This window comes from Brevibacillus brevis NBRC 100599 (genome assembly GCF_000010165.1).
In the GTDB taxonomy this organism is placed as follows: Bacteria; Bacillota; Bacilli; order Brevibacillales; family Brevibacillaceae; genus Brevibacillus; species Brevibacillus brevis_D.
In genome coordinates this window covers 3,077,241-3,099,501 of sequence record NC_012491.1, presented here as the reverse complement: position 1 = coordinate 3,099,501, position 22,261 = coordinate 3,077,241, and the positions used below count along the sequence as shown (strand labels likewise).

The window sequence follows — 22,261 nt, the reverse complement described above, 5'->3', positions numbered from 1 at the left end:
TTACGTTACGGCTATTCTCACGCTATAGGTATCAATCGACCCTCGCCTCATGCGTTTTGCCACCGTATCAATCTCCACCGTTGACCTTGCAAGGATGGCATTGGAAGAATAAGTTGCTGTGGGAGCCGCGTTTAATGTAATGACTTGGGTCAACGCATTAATTGCGGTGATGATACGCTCCTCCTGATTGTTGACAGATGCTAACGTCACCTCTTGCCCAACTGCAAATCCTGCCACCGATGCAACGGTAACGTTCGTTCCGGAGATCGACTGGATGGTTGTTCTCGTCTTATCCAAGGAAATGACCGCATCCTGGATGCCGTCAAATGTGTCGACGAAAATCCCATTATTTCCGGCGGTCCTGTCACCTGTTGTGATCTTGGCGTGCAAATGGAGAATTCGGTTTTCCATTTTGATTACGATGTCGTCGATACCCTTAATGCCTTCCTCTATGTGATTCATGCGCCTCGCTGTGTAACGGGTGCCCTCCTGAATCGTTTCACCTGTTTCTGGATTAACAAGTCGATCAGCCCAAAATTGACGTTCGTATGGCATCCTACACCACTCCTACTTCAAACGGTATTTCGAACAATAGTAAGACGCCCGTTTCATGAGAGGTAATATTGGCGTCGGAAGTAATCATTGCCGTTCCACTTGCATCGACTAACTTTGCTTCTGTGATGGTCCCTGCTGCATCCAAGGCGTCTAGGTAGACGTATAACTGCACAACCGTTTTCTGTGCGCTGGTAAGGTGCTTCGTTTGTGTAATCGGGCGAATATCCGATTTTCCATCTACGGTGATGATGGCATTGACTACTTTTGCACTCACCGCATTGCGTATGAATTCCAAAAAGGCTGGTTCCACTTTTAACGCCATCTAATCACCCTTTTCCGTATGCACGAAATGGAGAAGTTGTTTTGATGATCACTTGTGTAAACGGTTCGAAAGATTCTTCGAACACTTCTCCTTCTTTGACTGTAAAGGTGTGCGTGTTAATGGTGAAGGTCAAATCGCTCGTTCCATCGTTTTTGATAACAAACCCATACATGGGCTCAGTGAAAATTTGGGTAGTATCTGTGGCACCGCTAAAAGGCTCTTTTGCAGATAAGCCGCGAAGTTGCACGAACATAGCGCCTTTATTACCCTGAATTTCCTGAAATTCATCCTTCGTCACATTGAAATATTGCGGGACCGGAAGTAGACCGCCGTCACGTAATATATGTTTTGTTCCAATAGGCATCTGATTCCCTCCTTATTCCGTGGCTGTAAACATCGGCATTCCTGGTACAACAAAGACAGGCAAGGTCGGGGCATTCACCACAATTTCATTTGGATAAAAAGTATTGCACACAAAGTAGTCCACTTGGAAAGAAGCATTCCGCAACTTTATAATGATGGTCGGAGCTTCTGGAGAGAGCAAGAATTCTGCACCGATATAAGCTGGCTTTGTTTCTTCGATGGCCGCTCGGATATCAGACAGTTTGAGGCCATCCAGTTTTCGAATAATAAACCGAAGTGATCCATCATAGGTGACTGTTCCTTGACCATCTGTATATGCATCAAGAATCGCTTGCAAGAGTGCCAAGGATACTTTGCCCTGGCTCCGCATTTTCGACTTGATGGCAGCCCGGCGTTCGGAAATTTGTTTATGTTTATTGGCGGCTAGTCCGAGCTCCTTTTCGTAATAGTCCAGTGCCCAGGTTGCTGTATCTACCGACAACTGTTGTTGTAGATCGATAATCTTGGCTTCCTGCTTGTCTAATTGTTTAGCGTCTGCTTCGAAAATCACCCGAAATGTGGAGGAGTTACGTTGATGAGGTTGTAGGCGCTTCAGCATCTCATTTGCCTTAGACATTTACACTCACCGTCCCTAAGACCGCTACTTCCGTGTTACCGATAAGAATATTGGACGTTCCGCCGTTGATGGTGAGGCCCGTATAGTCCGCCACGGCATCTGTGTCCAATATGAGAGCTCCTACTTTTGCATAACTAACCAACGTCTCGACAAAAGCAGCATCCCTTAGATAATGGGTCATTTTTGAAGTGATTCCGTCTATAGCCTGTTGTTGTGAGAATCCAGGATTTAAAACAGCGGTGACTCGTATTTCGATTGTCACACCCGTTGCGCTGGCCACCGTAGCAAACGCTCCTATTGGAGCAGCTCCTTCTCCTTTTCCATTCGCACCTGGGTCGATGTACTTCTGCACCGCAGCGACGATATTATTGCTTGCAGGTTTTCGGTCACTATCAATAATGACCACTTTCACTGTGTTATTTCCTGCCCACAACGGTATGACTCGTGCATCACCGACACCCGCCACTTCCTTTGCCCAATTGCGAAAATGAGCCTTGTTCCCGCTCGATGCAGGTGTACGAATGTGCTCGTAGTACCTTTTCCGTAGGTCTGTGTCTGATTCTTCTGCAAAACCGTCTGATGTGGAACTCGGATTTGTGACAGCAGTAAACCCTGACAATGTGACCGGAAACAACGTGATGGTGTTGGCAGGTACATTTCCAGAAGGCCCTTCTATCAATGCTTCAATCATGACCATCCCGCTACTTGTAATATCCTTTGATTCCGTAGATCGAAACTGTGTGCCGCTTGGTGTCTCGAACAAGTCTCCTATCCGGATCGTACCTGTCCCTGTGACAGTAACACTTCCTTTGGAGCGAGTGCCCGCCCTACGTTCCTGTCCCGTCCTTTCCCTAACCCGTTGTGTCAATTCGGCTCCTGACAAATTATCGATACTAAGTTTGTCTTCGACTTCCTCAATCCTGTCATCTTGTTTGGCCATCTTTTCGGCTACAGGGGCAAGTGCATCAAAGATAAAGCTCCCGGGGAGTTTGTCATATTTGTCCGGTACTGCTGCCAATAACATAGCGAGATGTTCTTCTTTGAATGCCACTAAATCAACACCGCCTTTTCTAGCGTGCCGTAAATGCTTGATACTTCAAAACCGATTACTAACCGAGAGCCTTCGTGCGAAAACGAAAAGCCATCCACCCGCGTAATGGCATCATTTTGTAACAACGCCTCTCGTATCATTCGCTCATACTCAGCCTTGGAAAAGTCGGGATGGAAGTTCTGTCCAATCAGTACATGATGCTCGCTGCCGTAGCCTGTTCCCTGGTAGATCAAACTGTTTTTAACGGTTCGAAGTGTTTTCTCTATCCAGACCTTCAAGTATTCCAGACCCGTTACCTCGATCAGTTTCCCGTCTTTTAAAACAAAATCACCCGCATCGAAATCCCATAAGAACGTTTTGTGTACGTTCTTGGGCTTTGTCTGCTGGGTGATATGAGTTTCTGGCAATTTTAGTTGAGTGATCTGAGGTAAACTCATTCATCCGGCTCCTTCCATACACGATCTTTGACAAACCACAGTTTCAGTGATTCGTCTGGCTGCAAAATAACTTGATCGCCTACTTTCAGCCCATCGGTATACGTGATGGTTGCCTTGATCTTATTTTCTGGACTATCGAGATTGTCCGTGATAGGGACAGCCAGCTTTGTGATGCGCTCCTGTATACTTCCACCATTTCGATAAAATGAAATCGTTGCTGGGCACTTCTCATCCTGTCCGGACATCAGCAGGTCCGTTAATTCGATGGTACGCTTGTAGCCGGGCATAAGACTTTCGCCAATAATCAGGTGCCGCCTCTCTAAGATAATGCTGTCACCATATTGAATTTTGAGAGGCGTTACAGAAACAACCGTCCCGACCCGTGGAGCTGTACTCGGCGGGTTACGGTTCTCGTTGTGCATCTTTACAAACATTTCAGCGAGTCGATCAATGCTGCTCACGTAATCGCCTCCTATTTAACGTCCTCGGGTAAAGCCAAATCCAGTTGCATCGTATGAATTTGATTCCTTACTTCATGCTTGGCGCTGGTAATCATAAATCGATTTTGCATACCAGTGACTGGCTCCGTTACATCGAGCAGACGGCCTGCTTTAAAAGCAACGTCACCCAATAGCTGGATACTGTTTGTCTCATGGATTCGTGCCAGGCGCTTCAACAGAATTCGAGAGACTTCCCGAGCCTTTGCCGCGTCCTCTGCATCGATCTTATACACGTCTTCTAGCAAACCGTATTTTCGTATCAGTTCCTCGTCCTGGGACATCGCCACGATCTCATACTTGGGCTTTGACTTTTCTTTCTCGTTTCGCTCGATAAGGATTTTCACGCGGTTTCGCATTTCCTCAATGGATCTCGTGCGATCCGCACCTAATGGGTTTGCCATGACGTCCACAGGTGCGATGTTCTCAGCCAGCTTGAAGGTGCCTTTGATGAGCAAATCTTTCATTTCCTCGAAATAGATTTTTCCTTGCCGCATCTCGACGTTGTAGCGTTTACCGCTCCGTCGTTCATGCAGCTTGTAAATCGTCTCAATAATTTCGGCTGGGCTTTTCTCCAAGAAAATGTCGTCGATTGGAGTGGCCATGTCCGGAACATTGCCGATTAGCATACCGAAATCACTGAGAATCTTCGTAATGGCTTGTGATGCTGGGATTTTGTTAAATTGATACACGCTCTTTGACTTACCAAGATACCAGGCATAATCATATACGGTGTATGTAATCGCGCTACGTCCCTGTCTCCCTTCTTTCACGACCACACCACGGTTTATTTCTTCACCATCTTTGAGAAGCAACACAACGTCTCCAAGATCGCATGGATTGACGGGGAAGTATTTCGCATCCGACCAGTTCACATCAAAACTCATCGCGGACATAAGAGACAGATTCGAGTCCCATGAGATACTGCCCACCAAGGGCGTGAGGTCGTGGCTTTTCTGACCGTCGTTTTTGATTAGTAGAACTTGAAACATCACGTCAGCTCCTTGCCGTGCTCACAAATGGGAATTCTATCATCTGCAAGGTATAGTCAATATCGCCGCTACGACCTACACCATGCTCAAAATTCGTAATAGCAACCGCCATGTTCAACGATTGAACCCCCTGCGAGTCAACGATGACCAGCCGTATCGGAATCCGCATCTTGCGCCACCGCTTAATTGTATTTACATACTCCATCCCCCACATGCTACGGTTTTGCAAGAATGGATAGTCTCGGATCGGGAAAAAGCTTTTGATATCGACGGATTGAAGCCCTTCCAGCCCGATCAATAGTAATGACTGTTGCAGCCCGTCCACCTGCTCCGTACCCCAAGGAGACGGTACGTTGTACTCAGATGGAGGTACGGGCAGTTGCAAGACCTCTGCATTGGTGTTAATCGACAAGAACACATTGATCAAGTCAACACCCCCTATGTGCTCCACATATGACGCTCAATTCGTCCCAGCAAGCTGTCTGCTAAATCTATCGGACTTAAATTATCGCGTAACGTCGCCTTTGTATTCTTGTCTGTTGCCTTGGTGTTATTAGCAAGCGCATTCGTGTTGGCCATCAATGCGCGTTCCATTTTTTCGCTACTCGCTTTGCGCTTGTCCAGTTGTTCCTTCCGAGCGCTGGCTATGTCGTCTTGCATACCTGTAAAGTTTTTGTCTCGCTTTGTCCTCTCTACTGCGAACTTAACTGGCGAGAAATACTCTGTATCGCCCATAGTTGGAGCTGCGGCAGATGATTTTACCGCACCGAAGTTGACAGCTATGGCTTCCATGCCTGCCATTTCTCGCATTGCATTCAAGGGGATAAGCATATCCCTTACGCCATTTTCTGTCAGTGTCACTAGACCATTCCACATGACAGCAGCTCCATACTTGATCGCCTCGAATGCGAAGTTAAATCCGTTAATCAAGTAGTTCGCCGTGCCTATCACAACGTTTGTGCCTTCCTCAGTTCTAATCACAATGTAATCCCAAGTTGATGACAAAGTTTCCTTGATAACGTCCCAGTTATTCACTACTTCTTTGGATATGCCTATTAAGACCCCAAAAGGACCGCCAAGTACAGCCGCCAGCCATTTCCCTTTTTCTCCAAGTTCATCCCACTTGTTCCACAGCCAAATTGAATACCCGACCAGTACACCCACACCCAATATGATGAGCCCTATAGGGTTGGCGTACATGGCTGCATTTAAAGCTAGTTGTTTTATGGTCAGGACGCCCATCGCGATATGGAGCGCACCATAGGCGGATGCAACACCGAATACAATTGGTTCGATCTTTGACCAGTTATCAATCACATAGGACGAGAAATCCACCACGTTCTTGGCTATCTTTTTCGTACCCTCGTAGACCTTCAATAACCTTCCAGAGAACTCGTCCGCCCATTTGGCCTCAGTGCCTTTTTCCATGAGTGCTTGGATGCCATACAAATCTTCCCTAATTGAAAGGAACAAAGGCTTGGTCAGGTCTGCTAGCATCTGTGTACCTGTTTCCTTGATGTTCTCCAGTGTATAGGTGAAGGTGCTTGACATTTCCTGCATGGAGCCCTTGAATCGTCCTTGTAAGCCCTTGAACAAGAGGGGAATTGCCTTTTCCGCAAACAATTCTCCTCTCTCGCTCATCTTCATGACCTCAGCAGTCGATTTGCCCATCTCTTGTGCTAATATGCGCCAGGCTGGTACACCGCGTTCGGCCAATTGGTTTATCTCTTCCGCACTTACCTTGCCTTTTGATTGGATTTGACCAATAGCTAAGGCGATCCCCTTGAATTCGTCAACCGTACCTCCTGTTGCGGCTACTGCATCACCCAGCGTATACATAATGGGGATTAATCCCTCGCCTGCAAACCCCATGCCTAGCATGATTTTGGCGGCGTCCTGGAGCCCGGCAAAGTTAAACGGTGATATTGCTGCGAGCTTCTTCAAATCAAGAACCATATTTTTTGCTGCTGCTGCTGATCCGAGGAGGATATCAAAAGATTTCTCCGCGGTTTCTGCTCCTGCATTTGCCTTGATCCCTAATCCGATAGCCGCTGTACCCATAGCCGCTGTTGCCATTCCAACTACGGTAGCCGCATTTTTTGCGCCTGATTTAATCGAATCCCACGTCTGCTTACCCTGTCGTTCCAAGTCTTGAAGTGTTCGCCTGTATCTGACGGTACCCGATCCTATCCGGTTCAGAATCGATGTTACTCCATCTCTGAGGCGCAAAATTAAGCTAACACTACCTGTTGACACTTCACCACCCGCTTTCAACGCAAATAGGCGCACAAGCGTGCGCCTATCTACATACTCTGTTCTTTCAGTGCCACGACCATAGACTGTAACATCAACCTTTTGGTTACAAAATCGACGTTAAGCAGATATTCGGCCGTGAATCCTTTTTGCAAGTAGTGGTGGAGAAAATAGAAATCTTCGTCACCACTACTAATTAGTTTTTTATTTCATCGTCCACCATTCGCACGCTTCCTGCGAATCCAGACAGTTTTAGAGCATGTCCGCTAATAGCTGCAATCTCACCTGCGCGGAAAAGCATTTCAACAATATCTGTCGGCTCAACACAACCGTACTCCTTCTGTAAATCGGGGTCTTTTAGATTGGGTGTGATAACACAATGGTACGCTGCAAACTGATCGGCTTTCATCGTGTCATCTTGAGCCATCGCAAGCGTTTCAACGGCAATCTCTCTAGGTGGTTCTTGAATAATAATTTCCCCATCGAGCGAATCGACAAAAAGTTTGAGTGTTTTTAACTGGCGGTTTTTAATCTGGTCTTTGCGCGAAAGTAAATCTTTTACAGTAAGTGTTTTTCCCATTTTATCCTCCATTTTTATCAGGTATTAACCTGGAATCATATCTAACATTTCATAATCGCTAAATCTAAACGGGATGTCTTCGGAGCCAACTGTTTTTTGTGCAAATTTCAGCAGCATGAACTCTGAAAAGGTTGTGTCATATAGCGCAACACGTTCAGCCCCGTGTGCTTCTGGATCAGCGACTTTACCTACTATGCTAGACCTCGGGTAGATGCCTTTTCTCACATTTGCCGCCATTTTCCGTTGTACACGAGAATAGATTTTCTTAATCTTCATAGTGCCTTCCCCGGACCAGCCAAGACCTTTCTGAAAGGTGCCAGGCTCATTCGCAAAATTGAGCTCTTCGTATGCGATGGTTATTTTTGCCTCAAACTCGTCTACTTCCATCCACAATTCGCCGTCCACCCATATACGTCCATATGTTCCGTTAATGACACGACTTGCATCTGGCCTCTTCATATGCTGTCACCCTCCTTCCTTAAACAGAGATTTTCATTTTCAGGTCTTCTACAGCATCCACAAATTTCACATTGTCGCCCATCAGAAACACCTTTGACTCAAAGGTTCTCTCCTTGACCTTTTGATCGTCCCAGGTGCTTGTGTCTTTCCCGATGCTTTCCCATGCTTGCCGCTGTGAATCAACATCGACACCAACAGCATTGTCTGCGGCAGGGTCGAGTATAGTCCCTCTCAGCCCGCGAAGATATGAGTTAGTCGCGATGATAAACAGCACTTGGTTATCGTAACTGTTATTGACTTTGCCGACGTATTCATCGTTGAAGGTGCGTGTAATGTCCTCTTTGACCAGATCGTGACCTTCAATGATCTTGATTTTTTTGAAATCCGCTTTTTTATCGGTTGAAAGGGTAGTCAAGGAATTTACTCCACGGGCGATTTTTATTTTGTCGCCATCATTGATCAGAATAAGCTTTCCTTTGTCAATATCATCGTCAGGAGTTTCACTTTCGGTGATTGCCTCTACTTCCGGCAATACGAAAAAGGTAGAACTCCGAGTCAGTGGCAACCCGGCTAGAATCCCAGCGATGCGGGCTGTGTATTGAGAAGCCGTGTACGTATTTGAACCAACTTTGATACCCTCGGTCGTGAAATTAATGATGCCTTCGTGATCGGCAGCAACGTTTGGCAGCACTGCTTTAAACGTTTTTTTGTTAACTTCGCGCCACGTTTTTATCTGTGTGGCTATGGTAGTTGAATCCGCTGCTGCAATATCAGGAATAGCTAGATAGTTCCACCGTTTGCTTGCCAGACGGTTAAGTGCATCGTTGTAGTCGGTCGCGGCAGCAGCAATCCGTTCCACGATTACTTTCGACGGTGCGCCTAAAAAGGCATCCTTGATGTATTGTAAGTTTTTTGCAGTCCAATCGCTGGGCTTTACATCGGAAATATTCTTGTACTCTATCGTATCAAACGATCCTGTCCCATCTTTCAGTATGAGTGACACGATACCGCGCTGGCTTCGCTGAATAGCGGAAACGGCCAGTGACGAAAAAATGATCGATATTTCTGGCAACCCCACGGCGTCTACCTCCTATAATCGTTGTAGTATTTTCTGATATTCTTGTTGCAATATAGATGGATAAACTCGATTGATTTCTTGCCTCGCCTTGTCAAAAACATGAAAGCCGAGCACGAAACTAACCTCTTGTTTATTTGGTTCAGGACCTACCATCCTGTGGCCATGCTCGATCAGGTGGGCGTGTCTGCTCTTACTGTACGCTCTGATCTTATACTCGCCTGTAGTCCGGTCCACCCACGCTTTTCCCCGTTTTATGGACGCAAAGTATTCGCCAGTATCTTCAACTACAGATTGCTTGGCCCTTTTGAGTACCATCTTCCGCGCAACCCCACCAGCATTTCGCATCATGCGCTTGGCTTCGTTGGGAAAGTGACGCTCCAGGTCACGTATATTGCTGAGAAAGTCATCCAGACCTGTCCAATCAACGTCAAAGCTACTCATGACTTATGCTCAACTCCTGCATTTTCGCTGTATTATCATCATCCATTGGATCTTCTGAAGCATCGTCGTGAAAAGAGAAATCAAAATCGAAATGCAATACGCCATCAATGATATTTGACCTTGCATTGCTTATCGTAATCGTCCTATCTTCAACTGCGAAATTGAGCCCAAACAACACATCCAACTTGTCTTGGACGTCATATGCTTCTTCCTTGTAAACGTAACGATCAGATGGGAAAAAGAGAATGCGACATGTCATCTCTCGATAGGTGGAAAACATAGTCGAGTCATTTACCCCTGTTTCCAGCATTGTGAAAAATGACGGTCTGGAAAATCCCTCTTTTACATCAGTACTGTGGATTTTTACCTTCGGGAATGCGGCCTTGATCTTATTCGTGATCGCCCCGTTTATCTGAGCTCGCGTTAACCTACTCATGGAATCACCCTTTCAAGCTGTAAAACAAGCGTTTCATGTCGGTTGAACGGGTCCTCAATAAAACGGATGTCATAACGTTGTCCCTCGATCTTCACAAACATATCCGCTGTGATACCTGGGCGATATTGAATCGTGACTGTTGCATTGTTCGATGTCTCAATGGTGTTGCTGACATTTCGCTCCGCACCGCCTTTAAATTCGACCTGTGCAGGCAGGGAATACAGAAGCTCTGGCTTTGGAATTAGCTCGTACATGCTATTCTCAACGAATGTGTTTTTCCAAATTTCAATCTTGTCTCGAAGTCGTGCCAAGTTCGTCTGTACATCGTCATAGGCTTGGCAAACCAGTTCGATCAATTCATCTCCTTTGCTGTATGTCCTCAAGATCAGATAGTCTTTTCCGTTGTGTCTAAGCTTTTGCTCGTTTTCGTATTCAAAGGAATGGATCTCAAATACCACTGTTGGCTTGAGGTTATTAGCAATGGCCTGATAGAACTCAGTTCGTGACACAGACTTTTGATTGGCATACACGCTACGGGTTGTTTCGGAAACACTGGCTGTCGCACCATTCGATTGCAAGACGGTAATCAGCTCTACAAGTTCATCCCACGTCATTTGCTCCCTCCAGCATGAATCATCAAGTTGTGGAGCCTGAACTGGAGATGTCTTGGCATGGCCTCTTTGCTATCCCGGCTCTGATATCGCCATGTGGCATAGTCACAAACAAAAAGAAGATGATTGGGGTTGGTTCCAACCAGCACCACCCCTTTTTCATCTTCTAGCTCTGTTATGACACCTTTGACAATCGCTGTGAGGTAAGAATCGCGGACAGCAGTTCGAATGCCTAGACGCTCTTTCACAAGCCCTACGGCTGTTTCTACGTCCATCCCAACGCCCCCTTGATGGCCGTGATTATTTCAGCTTTCAGCATAGTAGACGACACGCCTTCAATGCCATGTTCCGAAGCAAACTGTAGCAATTCGCTTTTGGTCATAGCATCTAAGTCAGGCTGCGTCACGGGGCTGCTGAAAGCTGTTACGGGTTTGTTGGTGCGGCAATATCCACAAGGACGAACGATTCCGGTTTAACAGGTTTCCCGTCATATCGACCAACGCCCCGAATCGCCGTTTGGTCCTCGCGGAATTTGTAGTGGGCTGACATATCGACACGTGTACCCTCACGTTCGATAAGGGTGTACTTGTCAAACACACCAAATAGAATTTTATCCTTTGGCAAATAGTTATTAAACACAACTCGCAAACCAAGGAAATTCGGTTGAGACAAGTTAGGCAGCATCACAACGTCTTTCCCTTCTGAATTTACATGCAAGGAGAGGACAGCCAATTTTGCGTAGTATGTTTGGCGATGAACGACTGCAACGATCTCTCCAGATGCATCCTCGCCCGTGTCAATTAAACCAAGTAGAGGAACCAGTTCCTGATACTTAGCTGAAGCTGACTTCTTGTTTGCTGCCGGAATTGCTGGCAAAATTCCCTCTGGCTGTTTACCTGCATTACCAGTTCCAGTCAAGATAGCCTTGTCCAAGGCTTTTGCAATCGAACGTGCGATCCGCTTCGTCAAATAATCGTCAAGGTTGATAATACTGTCTTCCAGCAGTGAATTGTCGATGTAAACAACTCGCCCAACCTTAAAACCATCGAACTGAACGGCAGTCAAAGCTGAATCATCATTTTCTGGCAATGCTCCCCGTTGTTCAAGCCATGTAGCCTCGGCAGTGTCCACATCAAGAATGAGTTTGACTCGTCCACCCGCTGTGATTTTATCCACCAAAGGATAAAGCGTTGTAAAATCACCGATGCGATCGCGAATCCGGTTAACGACAATATCCGGAATAACCAGCTCGGCTCCTGCTTCACCTGGAGGAAGAACGTTGCCGTTGGCTCGGGATTGCAAACGCGAACGGAGCTCACCGTAAAAGTCCTCTACTTCTCGTGTGAAATATTCCTGATTGATTGCTCTTTTGCCCATTTCCTTTCCACCTCTTTCATTGTCATTCTGCTTGCTGCGAGATTCGTTACTCGGTGCCTTGCTGTTCAACTGGTCCAGCTCGCCTTCTAGTTCAGCAATCTCGCCCTCCAGCTTTGATTTCTTTTCAGCTAGGTCTGCCTTCTCGGCATCCAGTTTGCCTACCTCTTCTTCCACTGCTGCGATCTCCTCGTCTGTGTTCGCCTCATCAATTGCAACCTCCAGCTCAGCGGACCGCGTATTAAAGGCTTCTTCCTGTGAAAGCAATTCGGTCAGTGCCGCCTTCCGCTGTTCGATCTTTTTACCCAGCATCAGTTGTCTAAGAGCCATGTCCTTTTCAACCTCTCTTTCAATTGGTGTTTGCGCTGCTGCATCTGCCGTTCTCGATGTTGTGTGACCTCTGCCTTTCGTGCCTGCACGCCAGTATCCTCATAAGCCGGAAATGTACAAACGGAAACTTCATGAAGATCGATCTCTTTGATTGTCCACTTCACCGTTCCGTCATCCCGCCAGTCCGCTTCCTCTCGTACAATGTTGAAGCCAAAGCTACACTGGTCCACGTCGCCACGCTTCACACGCTCGTATAGGTTCACGGCATCACTGTCGTTCGGGTTGATCTTGACTCGGCCCCATAGCCCATGGCTGTCTACCCTGAGTTCCAGTGTCCCTGACTTATTTCGTCCTAGGACAAACATCGTGTCATGGTTAATAAGTGCTCGAATGTCATTTCCGAGTGTTTTATCGAAAGCCCCTGGCTCGATTTCCTCGAATGCTCCCGGCCATAACTCCGTTTGGCGATTGAATACGGCAAAATAGCCTTCGATGATCATTTCTTGACTATCCGGTTCTGCCCGCGTCTTGAGTTCTGTAAGCAAGCTACGAGTTTGCTTCAATTCCCTACTCATCCATCATCACCCCCTTGATTCAATTTCTTCTGATCGCCAATCATGCCAGCAGGAATGTAGTTTTCCAGGATGACCCGCTCGTTCAGGCCCTCGAGAGGCGATTGGCCCAACCAATCCCGGACCTCGTTGCCTAACATCAAGCCACGGACGTAGAGATTGCTACCCACCTCTGCAAGTTCCTTCGTGTCGTAGGCGTAAAGCGACCTCGGATTAAACTTGAAGTATAAATCTGAAGCGAAAAGCAATTTGCGCGTAAGTTCTTGCTCAATTCCTTTCGCTAATGGCAGGATTCGAGTCTGGATAAAGGCGTTGTACTCATCCTTTTTGAAGTCACCAACACCAACAAAAAAAGGCGGTACGCCCAGCATCGCGGCTACCGTCCTTTTATCGATTTGGACTGATTCATGAATGGCAATATCTTGCAAGCTGAGTGGTCGGACCTGTTCAATCTTGATGATCGATTCCGGAATGATCCATGGCTTGCCACTCTTCCCATCACCGATGTAACGCTCAATAATTTTGTCGCGCTCTTCCTGACTGGTGAACTGCGAAGTATCCGCATCAACACTGACGATGATGGAAGGTCGCCACTTATCCCCCATGAAAGCTTTCTTTGTTGCTGCTGCTTGTTTTAGATTGCCAATAACATCCCGCAAGATTAGACGATAGCCACGGCCAATCCAAGGTCTTTCGGGGTCGGGGTTGATCTTGAAGTGCAGGACCTCATCGTGTTCATATATACGCCCCTGAATCGTTACCTGATAGCCCGTCACTAGTCCAAGGCTGTTCTGAGTCGATGACGGGAACCCAACTATACTTGATGGCAACGGAATCAACTCATCAATTAACCCGTCACGCGTTGTTGGGAACACGATGCAATTCCCGTCTCCCTCCAGCAGCATCGTATGTACTATGAAATACATCCAATCCTTACGCGTCATGGGGCTGTAAGGGTCGATATCGATTTTACGCGCCAGGGCATTTCGTACACGGATATCCCCATCTTCGACATTCTGCATCAAATGAACAGTCATGCTGCTGATCAGGTCCGCAATGCGACCAATGGCCATTCGTACCTCGGGATTATCTGATAGCCGCACATAGCCGTCCGGTACAAGGATCGATGTATCCCCACCAGCCATGAAAATTCCCACTGGAGACTGAGATTCCGACCTTGATTGTGGACCAGTTCGGTTCCGTCTTTTGCCCATGATACCTACTCACCTCCTTTTAGCCATTCGTTGGTGGACTTGCCTTTGTCCGTATCCTCAATGAACCGCACGCACGCAAAAACAGACGCATCAAAAAGGTCGATACGCTTCTTCTCATCGACTTTTTCATACTGGATCATGTCGTCTGTCTTCTCTACGCCCCTTACGTTTTGCACACAGTATTCGTACGCTTCACTATGCAGGTAATACAGTTTGCCAGACTTGGCTTTTTGTTCAATTCGGCGGAATCCTTGCGACTTGCGCCAAAAAAATTGCGGTTCATCTATCAGCCTAAAACCTGCATTTTTTGCGTCTCGAAAGAACTCAGCGGAAAACTTTCGGTCAAATCCGATTTGCTTGATTTTGAACCCGCTCCGTCGCATTTCCACGAACCAATTGACCACTTCTGCATGGTTTGTAACGGGCGTGTTCGTCATCGTCAACCATCCATCATCTTGCCAACCAAACAGTGGGATGCCGTCCTCGTCCGCCTTCGCCGCCGCCGCGACAATAGGGAACCACGCGTGCGTGATGACAACAGCGATATCTTGGTATTCTCCATACAACGCTGCTGCGGTAAGGTCATGCATCTTCGCCATGTCCGCTCCGCCATACCAAATGATCGGCAGACTGGTCAACTCTTTAAGAGTCCACTTGTGTTCGCGGTCACTAGCACGGAACTCGTGGATATCGAAGTAGGCAAGCATCGCGGAAGTGTAAATATTGAGCGATTTCGCCAGAAAATCCTTACGTTGCTGCGGATCGTTCTGTGCTTGCAGTGCGTCATTGAGGATATCTTCCGGCCGGATCGTCACACCGTAGTTCGGATTCGCTTTTTCATGCTGTACTGGTTCCGTGTAATCTACATTCCCGCGCTCATCCTGGTCAGCTTTGGCGATGAACACAAAATAAGCCTCATCAGGGGCTGTGCCATCAAGGATTTTTTTGCAATACTGGAGCCGCTGGTAGCAAAAGCTGCTCATATCATCGCCAGCAGTCGTAATCCCGATCATCAACTTGTTTGTAAATGCCTTCATAGCTTCTTTGATGATGTTGTATTGCTTTGGCTTTGTGTAGGCGTGCAACTCGTCCGCAATGGCAATGTTACAGTTCAGCGAATCCTGACGATCCGGGTTTGCTGCCAAGGCTTCAATGTAGATTGAGCCGTCGCCCATTTCGCCAGTGATGCTGTGTTCCTGGTTATTGTTCAGGATGCGGAAGCTTTCTTCTTCCCCCATCCTCTTGATGTTGAATAGGATGAACTCGAATGCCTGTTTCGACTGCTTCAAAGCGTGGGCCGTGATGTAGATAGTCGCCCCTGATCTTCGACTAAGCAACGCAAGCGCCCAAGCAAGCGCGGCAACGAGCCGAGTCTTACCGTTTTTCCGAGGAATAAAAATAAACGCCTCTTTGTATCGGCGTTCCTCAGTGCCTGCTTTGAAAAATCCAAGCAGGTTGTAAATGATAAATTTTTGCCACGGTTCAAGGAGAAACGGCTTCCCACGTAATGGCGTACCGTCCAGTGCTTCGCCCTTATCATGAACAAAGGTTCGCTCGATAATGCCGATAACGAACTCCGCGTCTTTCGTGCGAAAATCATACTCCGGTTTTTTTAAGTCTCTAAGGAATCGTCGGCACGCTTGAACTAACTCTCTGCCAGCGATCTTCCTACCCTCGACGATGCTCTTGGCGTACTCCATCACAACGTCAAGGTTCTTTGCCTCACTCAAGTCCACTTAGCGCTGCAGCCAGCGCGGACGTCTTTTTCTTCTCAATCTTGATTCCGTCGATGGTTTTCGGATTCAAGCACAAGCGATCCGTGTACGCCAAAATATCTTTTCGGAGGGATTCGAGTGTAGCGACGATAGGCGCTTTTTTCGTACTACCATCTGCTGTTGAAACTTCGTATTGGTACCCCTCCGAAGCAAAGCGCTCATTCAAAATAGCGTATTGCTCCACCAGTTCTGCATAAATTTCGATGATCCGATCGTACTCTTTTTTGTACGTTCCCAAGCTTTTCATATCACGAATGGTCGTGCGTTTCACCGCCGCTTTCGTCACTTTAGTCACCGCCATCACCTCCCGAAAAAAATTTTCCCAGAACTCGCGCTATTGGAAATGGCTGGCCGAGTCGGTCCACCGAAAAAAAATTTAAAATTTTAAAAAGTGGGGGGATTTTTTTTTTCAAACTTTGAACGAACTCTTTCCTGCCAAGCTTGTCCTAATGCTGTTAGCTCGTGAGTCACCCTGTCATGCATAGCATTGTGCTGCTTGTCACTGAGAGAAATAAGGTTCCAGTCCACGAACGCTAGTTCAGGGTAAAACTCCAACGGGTAAATATGATGCACAGTAGTAGCAGGTTCAGTCTTACCGTACCGCTTACTCTCCTGACACATGTATTTATCTCTTCGTAAGATAGCTTCCCGCTTCCGCTTCCAACGCCGTGACTTGTATACCGACTGGCTCAATGCTCTTCCCCCTTTCTAATTTGTCAGACCAAAACAAAACCGCCCAGGTATATTCCCCTGAGCGGCTTATTCATCGTGCGTACACTTAGTATAGAGCGGTTTCCGATTTATTTGCAAAAAACGTCAAAAGCGTCAGATGTGTCAGATATGTCAACCTGTCAGGAGCCTAACAATTCGTCACTGTATAGCTCCCTTGCCATTCGTTTCACAATGTCCCGCTTGATCTCGTTTAATCGTTGTCGGGATACACCTACGTGTCTGGCAATGCTGTTCATACGCATTCCGTCCATCATGCATTCCATGACTGTTCTGTATTTATCATCCTGGAGGTTTAATGCAAACTCGTTTATCTTCCGCACTTTGTCTTCAAGGTTTTTCATTCGCTGGATTTGCTTTTCGTATCGTTCTTCCGAAATGGTCAGGCTAGAGAGGCGCAATCCTTTCCCGCTCGGCATACCTGCTGCATCACCATAGGTAGCGACTAATTTCTCTTGTATCATCGGATTCGAAGATATCGCCCTGTCGATTTCCTTCCTCAGACGTTCTACCTCTTTGACCATCCAATTAAATCCCTTGATTTCTTCCTCGACTTTCGTGACTACTTCAAGAGCTGGCTCAAGATTAATAAAGGCGAGCTGCCCGCTCCGATCCATTAACCCTTGATTCTCTATGATGTAATTGTCCCACTCCGGGCAGGTTTCGATTTTACCAACGTGGAGGTTATGGACACTACAGATCGATTTCTTGCCCCATTGAGTAGCGGGACATTTTTCGCAAACACGTTCGATCAGTTTATCGTTCACCTACACCGCCTACCCTTTTCTTGTGAAATATTATGTTAAATTCCAATTCTTGTTCATCCGCTTCACGTTAGATCAATTTTCGAGAAGCGAGTATACGCAAACGAATCGACCTCGCCAGAACCCGACTTCCCGACATTAAATAACTGTCTCCGGCTTTCCAAGTGTGACTCTTTTTGTTCGTTCTACGAACTGCAATGTAATTACGAGGATGAGAAGCGTAAATTTTATAGCCTCTTGCCAGACAGGCCCTTATAAATTTCGCATCTTCCCCAAGCGAAATGTTAGCAAAACGTACGCGGTTACATACACGTTTTCTAAATAATATAGTTCCCCCTGCAAGCGCCCTCACGAACTTATTGTGCTGTTTAGGGTAACGTAAAATTAATAGCTTTCTTGATTGGAGATAAGTCATAAATGCTCTTTTCCCAACCATATCAGCTCCTGTACGATGAAGATCATTCATTTGCTGCTTTAAATAATGTGGTGAGTAGTAATCGTCATCATCAAACTTTGCGATGAATGGGTATTTCGTTTTGCTGATCGCATAATTCAAGCATCTGCCCAAAGAGACCCTTTCTGGAACTTTGTAGACAGAAATGTTTTTATAGCCCCGTACTTTTTGGCGGTATTTTGCCAAGCTCATGCTATCTTTATTTATCACAATTATCAGCTCTTTTTTCTGATACAACTGGGTCTTATAATTAGCGATGATGTTATTAAAAAAACGTGGTCGGTTAGTGCAAGTTATAACGGAAACTCCGCCCCGAATGCTGTTTATATTTTTTCTCATCGCTCACTCCCCCTTTTTCGAAAGTTTGTATACTTTATTCAAACTCCTATAAGAGAGAAAGGTACAAGTTTACATGGACAAAATCACAATTTCTCTTGTGTATCCAGGTGCATTCGATCCTCGCCACTGGATACACGTTATCAATTTAATTAATCAATCCGGTTTTCTCTTCCGCCTCGATTGCCATTTCATCCACATGGCCTGACAAGCATCCCAAGGTACAAAAATGATCGACAGAAGGTTTCTTGTTTACCAATATCCACTCTGGCTTGTCCCCCACGATCTCTTCATCACAAAATGCACATTGCATCGCTTTTCCCTCCTTGTTTGTGGGTGAAGAAGATTAATCCACTTGCAAAACGTGTGCATTGTAGTCTTTGTTTGCTTTCCCAAGTAAGTAGGCCAGTTGCTCCAGGTTGGCAACCTGTTTATCGAATGCGTTAGCTGTTTGAGTCCTTCCAACTCGTGAATGCATTGCCGCTTTATTCTTGCTTTGATCCGCCGTGCGATGGATTCCCGATATAGCATCTAACACGGTGTCAAAATCAAGGTTTCTTAAAAAGCAGATCAGCTCTTGTTCTTCTAAGGTGAAAATAGGATCACTCATATCGTTATCGCCAATGGTGGCATCGTAGTTACTTGCTTCTTCGATTCCTTCTGGAGTAATAACGCTACTATTGAACCAAGCAGTATAATCGGTGTCATTTGCCATAACAGCCACAGTGATTTGGGAGCTAGAAATAAATTTGCTAAATGAATGATCTCTCAAACCGAAAGCAAAATCTGTTTCCCCCAACTTTACAATCAGAGTATCTCCCTCAACTGCCACGTCACCCTCTAGGTATTCAACATCGACGTTTACCCCGGAGATACCAATAAACGGATCATTTCCGATACCCTTGTTAAATTCAAGGCTGCATGTTGCTCCATACTTCTTCATCACTTCGAAAAGGTGCATTGCTTCTCCAGCGTTTGAATTAATCATCTGAATGGTTGTCATATAAATCCGCTCCTTTAGTGGTTTAGTTAAAAATTCGTTCACTTTTTGCTTTAGCTAACATTCCGACGAGAATAGAGTGAAACTTGTCTAGCACTCCCATTCGCACCATGACATCGATCCCATTGACCATTTTTTTGAGTGTTGATTCGGCATATGACCGGCCGTTACTTTTGATTCGTTCGGCATTAATCTTGTCTCGCTCCCGCTGCACCCGCTCTAAGACGTTAATGCCATGTTGATCCTTCATCGTGTCATAGATACGGTTGTATATTTCGTTGTGCCCCATTCTAGTCCAGCGAGAGTATTCGTTAATTAAATCGACTACCTTGGCAGCGTCCGGCACAGCCGTCAGATTGTCTGTAATTGTTTCAAAGCCGCTCTTTAGCGCCTTTAGTTCCTGATCGCGCCGGGCATCCTCCTTTTCTTTCTGGACCGCCTGATTCGCCAGATAAGCAACCATTTCCATCGTTGTCAATTGCGGTTGTGTTTGTTGGGAAATTGTTTGCTCCAACAAATTAAAGGCTTTTATATAGTCCTCTTTAAATCGTCCGGCATCCTTTCCGGTATAACCCATAACCAAGAAGGTAAACCCGTCTCGAGTCATATCTACCTTCGGATAAACTCGCCCTCTTTCATTCGTATAGATTGACTCCTCAAAATTGAGGAGTCGGAATTCACTGCTGCAATCGAGGTTTCGTATATCTCGTAATACGTTGTCGTGTCCTTTCCCGAACTTTTCAGCAACTAACAGGCTATCTGTTACTGCTTTTCCATTCCCGATGAAAACGAGCTTGTCCAACGGATTTCCCTCCTCGGAATAATTTTTGGAATAATTTAAGTGGATATTGACAAAGGTCATTACAACCAATTCGCCTAAAACCCGAGAATTTTACAACCAGGCATCCAATGAAATAGGTAACTCATTTCAAAACAATCTTTCTCATTGCCGCCATTGCGTATCCCGCTCCTCTGGTTCATCGTCAATTGTTTGTTGCTTACCAAAACGATGATCGAGACTCACGAACTTATTGAACTCCTTGAGGAATGCCAGCTCCACCGTTCCAATAGGTCCGTTCCGTTGTTTCGCAATGATGACCTCCAAGATGTTCTTGTTTTCCGTTGCTTTATCGTAGTAATCATCACGATAGAGAAAGGCGACCAAATCTGCTTCTTGCTCAATTTGACCTGACTCACGTAAGTCACTCATCATCGGCCGCTTATCCTGTCGCTGTTCTACACCGCGACTGAGCTGAGAGAGCGCGATCACAGGGACTTCCAACTCACGAGCCATGCTTTTGAGTGTCCGGGCTATCTCAGACACTTCCTGCTCTCTGCTTCGCCCTGGCTTGTCCATCCTAATTTTCGTTAGGTAGTCAATGATGACCAAGCCAAGCCCTTCTTGCTGCTTCATACTCCGGCATTTTGACCGAAGCTCTCCAAGTGCGATCTCAGGCGTATCGTCTATATAGATGTTGGTCTTGGAAACGATGCCCAAGGCGTGTGTCAAACGAATCCAGTCATCCCCTTCCAGCCAACCGCTTCGTAGCTTTGAGGCGTCAATATTGCCTTCCGCACACACCATTCGTGTCACAAGTTTCCCAGCACTCATTTCCAATGAGAAGATCATGATTGGTTCGCTTATACTCTTCGAGGCGTTCTGTGCGATATTTAGCGCCAGAGCTGTTTTTCCGATGGATGGTCGAGCCGCCAGAATGATCAAATCTTGCTTATGAAATCCGCTTGTCATTTTGTCCAAATCAGGATATCCAGACGTCACCCCAATCGTCCTCCCGCGCTGCTGAAACGTTCTGTCAATTTCTTCGTATGCCTCGAGCGCAACTTCCCTGATTGGTCGTACAGACCGCTTTTTACCACGTTCCCGAATCTCAGCAGCCAGTTTCTCGGACTGAGCAAGCACTTCATCGACATTTTCATTGTTGAGACTGTCCTTGTACACTTGGTAGTTGATTTCAATAAGCTTTCTGCGCCGGGCCTTGTGTAAAACGATCCCTGCATAGTAGTCGATGTTCTCTGCCGTCGGTGTATAGCTAACCAATTCTGTAATGTACGGGACGCCCCCCACGTTATCGAGCGCCTTCTTTTCTTGTAAATGACTTGTTATCGTTACCAGGTCAATCGGATCGCCTTTCTCATACAAGTCAGCCATGCCTTGATAGAGGATTTGATGTCGTGTCCGGTAGAAATCCATAGCTGTTAGCTCATCGATGACTTTTGTAATAACTGGGGGCTTACAGAAGATCGCCCCGAGTACCGCTTTCTCCGCTTCTTCGCTGTGGGGCATCTCCTGAATATCAATCATGCTTCATCAATCTCCTGTTTAGTTGCTCCGTGTTTTCAATGTGCAAGTCAAAGCGGCGACTGTCTCCGGTCAACTCTTCCAAAACGCTGGACTCAATAATGCGCTCCATCAAGCGGGTACCCCATCCTTTTTGGCGTTCGTTAAACCTTGACTCCAGCTCCTTGACCGTAAAGTTTGAACCGTACAATATGGGGCTTCTGTTCTGTCTACCGTTTAACACTGTGAACAATTCCCCCATTTCCCAATCCGCCGGAATCTCTGCGCCCAGCTCGTCGATGATCAAAACATCTGCAGCTCTGTAGGCGTTTAGGTAATCCCATTTGCCGATCGGTTTGCGAGTATGAGCAATCAAGAGTTTGGCTGTCGTATACACGACACTGATACCATGATTTCGCAATTCTTTCGTCGCCGCCGACAGCAGATGGCTCTTTCCGAGTCCGTTTTCTCCAAATAGGTATATTCCTTTGGCTCCCCACTCCTCGATGCCGCGAGTAAAGTCCTGGATCACCTGAAAGCCACGGATGGTTCCAGTTTCCGTCTCATATTCCGTTAAAGTAGCCCCTATAACCATTTGGTCATCATCGCTATATTCGTGTATTTCTCCGTTGCGCTTGGCTCTCTCAAAACGTTTGATGTCGGCCATTTCCCGCTCCGCTTCACACTTGCATACTGGAGTTACCTGAAACTTTCCGATTACCT

The 22,261-nt window shown here is 46.4% G+C and carries 30 protein-coding genes; all 30 read right to left on the bottom strand.

All coding sequences use genetic code 11. The features are described from left to right. Nucleotides 1–555: a hypothetical protein gene (locus BBR47_RS14875; protein ID WP_015891230.1), complete on the bottom strand. Its 555-nt coding sequence runs from the start codon at nt 553–555 to the stop codon at nt 1–3. 1 nt (nt 556) lies between these two features. Beyond that, nucleotides 557–877, bottom strand: coding sequence for a hypothetical protein (locus BBR47_RS14870; protein ID WP_015891229.1), 321 nt, complete (start codon nt 875–877; stop codon nt 557–559). A 4-nt stretch (nt 878–881) separates the two neighbouring features. Then, complete coding sequence (locus BBR47_RS14865; RefSeq protein WP_015891228.1) at nt 882–1,241, bottom strand: hypothetical protein; 360 nt, start codon at nt 1,239–1,241, stop codon at nt 882–884. A 12-nt stretch (nt 1,242–1,253) separates the two neighbouring features. Then, the gene (locus BBR47_RS14860) at nt 1,254–1,856 is read right to left on the bottom strand and encodes a putative phage tail protein (protein WP_015891227.1); all 603 of its coding nucleotides are present in this window, start codon (nt 1,854–1,856) and stop codon (nt 1,254–1,256) included. Continuing rightward, on the bottom strand, nt 1,849–2,907 hold the full coding sequence (locus BBR47_RS14855) for a baseplate J/gp47 family protein (protein ID WP_015891226.1): 1,059 nt from the start codon (nt 2,905–2,907) through the stop codon (nt 1,849–1,851). Before BBR47_RS14855 ends, BBR47_RS14860 begins: the two co-directional genes overlap by 8 nt. Further along, a complete protein-coding gene (locus BBR47_RS14850) occupies nt 2,907–3,344 on the bottom strand; it encodes a DUF2634 domain-containing protein (protein ID WP_015891225.1) in 438 nt (145 codons plus the stop codon). The genes BBR47_RS14855 and BBR47_RS14850 overlap by 1 nt, the downstream gene beginning before the upstream one ends. Beyond that, a complete protein-coding gene (locus BBR47_RS14845) occupies nt 3,341–3,805 on the bottom strand; it encodes a DUF2577 domain-containing protein (RefSeq protein ID WP_041749438.1) in 465 nt (154 codons plus the stop codon). Before BBR47_RS14845 ends, BBR47_RS14850 begins: the two co-directional genes overlap by 4 nt. Nucleotides 3,806–3,816: 11 nt before the next feature. Next, nucleotides 3,817–4,833: an XkdQ/YqbQ family protein gene (locus BBR47_RS14840; RefSeq protein WP_015891223.1), complete on the bottom strand. Its 1,017-nt coding sequence runs from the start codon at nt 4,831–4,833 to the stop codon at nt 3,817–3,819. Between the two features lie 4 nt (nt 4,834–4,837). Then, the gene (locus tag BBR47_RS14835; protein WP_015891222.1) at nt 4,838–5,251 is read right to left on the bottom strand and encodes a hypothetical protein; all 414 of its coding nucleotides are present in this window, start codon (nt 5,249–5,251) and stop codon (nt 4,838–4,840) included. Nucleotides 5,252–5,271: 20 nt separating this feature from the next. Next, nucleotides 5,272–6,981 carry a tape measure protein gene (locus BBR47_RS14830; RefSeq protein ID WP_155801090.1) on the bottom strand — a complete coding sequence of 570 codons (1,710 nt, stop codon included), beginning with the start codon at nt 6,979–6,981 and terminating at the stop codon, nt 5,272–5,274. Nucleotides 6,982–7,282: 301 nt separating this feature from the next. After that, a complete protein-coding gene (locus BBR47_RS14825) occupies nt 7,283–7,666 on the bottom strand; it encodes a phage tail assembly chaperone (protein WP_015891220.1) in 384 nt (127 codons plus the stop codon). A gap of 24 nt (nt 7,667–7,690) precedes the next feature. Next, entirely contained in the window at nt 7,691–8,125 is a 435-nt protein-coding gene (locus BBR47_RS14820; protein ID WP_015891219.1) for a phage tail tube protein, read from the bottom strand. A gap of 19 nt (nt 8,126–8,144) precedes the next feature. Continuing rightward, nucleotides 8,145–9,203 carry a phage tail sheath subtilisin-like domain-containing protein gene (locus tag BBR47_RS14815; protein WP_015891218.1) on the bottom strand — a complete coding sequence of 353 codons (1,059 nt, stop codon included), beginning with the start codon at nt 9,201–9,203 and terminating at the stop codon, nt 8,145–8,147. A 12-nt stretch (nt 9,204–9,215) separates the two neighbouring features. Continuing rightward, nucleotides 9,216–9,644, bottom strand: a complete 429-nt coding sequence (locus BBR47_RS14810; protein WP_015891217.1) for an HK97 gp10 family phage protein — start codon at nt 9,642–9,644, stop codon at nt 9,216–9,218. After that, entirely contained in the window at nt 9,637–10,080 is a 444-nt protein-coding gene (locus tag BBR47_RS29765; RefSeq protein ID WP_015891216.1) for a phage tail terminator family protein, read from the bottom strand. Before BBR47_RS29765 ends, BBR47_RS14810 begins: the two co-directional genes overlap by 8 nt. Next, nucleotides 10,077–10,694 (bottom strand): phage head closure protein, encoded by a 618-nt coding sequence (locus tag BBR47_RS29760; protein ID WP_015891215.1) that lies wholly within the window; start codon nt 10,692–10,694, stop codon nt 10,077–10,079. Before BBR47_RS29760 ends, BBR47_RS29765 begins: the two co-directional genes overlap by 4 nt. Then, on the bottom strand, nt 10,691–10,966 hold the full coding sequence (locus BBR47_RS14795; protein ID WP_015891214.1) for a hypothetical protein: 276 nt from the start codon (nt 10,964–10,966) through the stop codon (nt 10,691–10,693). The genes BBR47_RS29760 and BBR47_RS14795 overlap by 4 nt, the downstream gene beginning before the upstream one ends. Next, nucleotides 10,957–11,073: a Rho termination factor N-terminal domain-containing protein gene (locus BBR47_RS31975; protein WP_081437242.1), complete on the bottom strand. Its 117-nt coding sequence runs from the start codon at nt 11,071–11,073 to the stop codon at nt 10,957–10,959. Before BBR47_RS31975 ends, BBR47_RS14795 begins: the two co-directional genes overlap by 10 nt. 41 nt (nt 11,074–11,114) lie before the next feature. Next, complete coding sequence (locus BBR47_RS14790) at nt 11,115–12,395, bottom strand: phage major capsid protein (protein WP_015891213.1); 1,281 nt, start codon at nt 12,393–12,395, stop codon at nt 11,115–11,117. Further along, nucleotides 12,377–12,970 (bottom strand): HK97 family phage prohead protease, encoded by a 594-nt coding sequence (locus BBR47_RS14785; protein ID WP_015891212.1) that lies wholly within the window; start codon nt 12,968–12,970, stop codon nt 12,377–12,379. Before BBR47_RS14785 ends, BBR47_RS14790 begins: the two co-directional genes overlap by 19 nt. Continuing rightward, on the bottom strand, nt 12,967–14,181 hold the full coding sequence (locus BBR47_RS14780; protein ID WP_015891211.1) for a phage portal protein: 1,215 nt from the start codon (nt 14,179–14,181) through the stop codon (nt 12,967–12,969). Before BBR47_RS14780 ends, BBR47_RS14785 begins: the two co-directional genes overlap by 4 nt. A 5-nt stretch (nt 14,182–14,186) precedes the next feature. Then, complete coding sequence (locus tag BBR47_RS14775) at nt 14,187–15,881, bottom strand: terminase large subunit (protein ID WP_419761090.1); 1,695 nt, start codon at nt 15,879–15,881, stop codon at nt 14,187–14,189. 22 nt (nt 15,882–15,903) lie between these two features. After that, a complete protein-coding gene (locus tag BBR47_RS14770) occupies nt 15,904–16,257 on the bottom strand; it encodes a P27 family phage terminase small subunit (protein ID WP_015891209.1) in 354 nt (117 codons plus the stop codon). Nucleotides 16,258–16,807: 550 nt separating this feature from the next. Beyond that, nucleotides 16,808–17,452: a hypothetical protein gene (locus BBR47_RS14760; protein WP_015891207.1), complete on the bottom strand. Its 645-nt coding sequence runs from the start codon at nt 17,450–17,452 to the stop codon at nt 16,808–16,810. 67 nt (nt 17,453–17,519) lie between these two features. Then, entirely contained in the window at nt 17,520–18,242 is a 723-nt protein-coding gene (locus BBR47_RS14755) for a glycosyltransferase (protein ID WP_015891206.1), read from the bottom strand. Nucleotides 18,243–18,387: 145 nt separating this feature from the next. Beyond that, nucleotides 18,388–18,552 (bottom strand): hypothetical protein, encoded by a 165-nt coding sequence (locus BBR47_RS31260; protein ID WP_015891205.1) that lies wholly within the window; start codon nt 18,550–18,552, stop codon nt 18,388–18,390. Nucleotides 18,553–18,585: 33 nt separating this feature from the next. Further along, nucleotides 18,586–19,242 carry a hypothetical protein gene (locus BBR47_RS14750; RefSeq protein ID WP_015891204.1) on the bottom strand — a complete coding sequence of 219 codons (657 nt, stop codon included), beginning with the start codon at nt 19,240–19,242 and terminating at the stop codon, nt 18,586–18,588. A 22-nt stretch (nt 19,243–19,264) separates the two neighbouring features. Further along, nucleotides 19,265–20,041 carry a Rha family transcriptional regulator gene (locus BBR47_RS29755; RefSeq protein WP_050763832.1) on the bottom strand — a complete coding sequence of 259 codons (777 nt, stop codon included), beginning with the start codon at nt 20,039–20,041 and terminating at the stop codon, nt 19,265–19,267. A 141-nt stretch (nt 20,042–20,182) separates the two neighbouring features. Then, nucleotides 20,183–21,562: a replicative DNA helicase gene (dnaB, locus tag BBR47_RS14740; RefSeq protein ID WP_015891202.1), complete on the bottom strand. Its 1,380-nt coding sequence runs from the start codon at nt 21,560–21,562 to the stop codon at nt 20,183–20,185. After that, nucleotides 21,555–22,205: an ATP-binding protein gene (locus BBR47_RS14735; RefSeq protein WP_041749435.1), complete on the bottom strand. Its 651-nt coding sequence runs from the start codon at nt 22,203–22,205 to the stop codon at nt 21,555–21,557. The genes dnaB and BBR47_RS14735 overlap by 8 nt, the downstream gene beginning before the upstream one ends. Nucleotides 22,206–22,261: the final 56 nt, after the last annotated feature.